Origin of the sequence: Secundilactobacillus silagei JCM 19001 (genome assembly GCF_002217945.1) — a bacterium.
Taxonomy (GTDB): Bacteria; Bacillota; Bacilli; order Lactobacillales; family Lactobacillaceae; genus Secundilactobacillus; species Secundilactobacillus silagei.
Genome location: NZ_BCMG01000073.1, coordinates 1 through 235, shown reverse-complemented (window position 1 = coordinate 235; position 235 = coordinate 1). Strand labels below are relative to the sequence as shown.

General features: G+C 55.3%; 1 rRNA gene. It reads right to left on the bottom strand.

Annotation, left to right across the window (positions count from 1 at the left end):
* A 23S ribosomal RNA gene (locus CES79_RS12615) occupies positions 1-235 on the bottom strand; the annotation flags it as partial.

The window sequence follows — 235 nt, the reverse complement described above, 5'->3', positions numbered from 1 at the left end:
ATAAGCCTGTTATCCCCAGGGTAGCTTTTATCCGTTGAGCGACGGCCCTTCCATACGGTACCGCCGGATCACTAAGCCCGACTTTCGTCCCTGCTCGACCTGTCTGTCTCGCAGTCAGGCTCCCTTGTGCCTTTACACTCTGCGAATGATTTCCAACCATTCTGAGGGAACCTTTGGGCGCCTCCGTTACTTTTTGGGAGGCGACCGCCCCAGTCAAACTACCTACCTGACACTG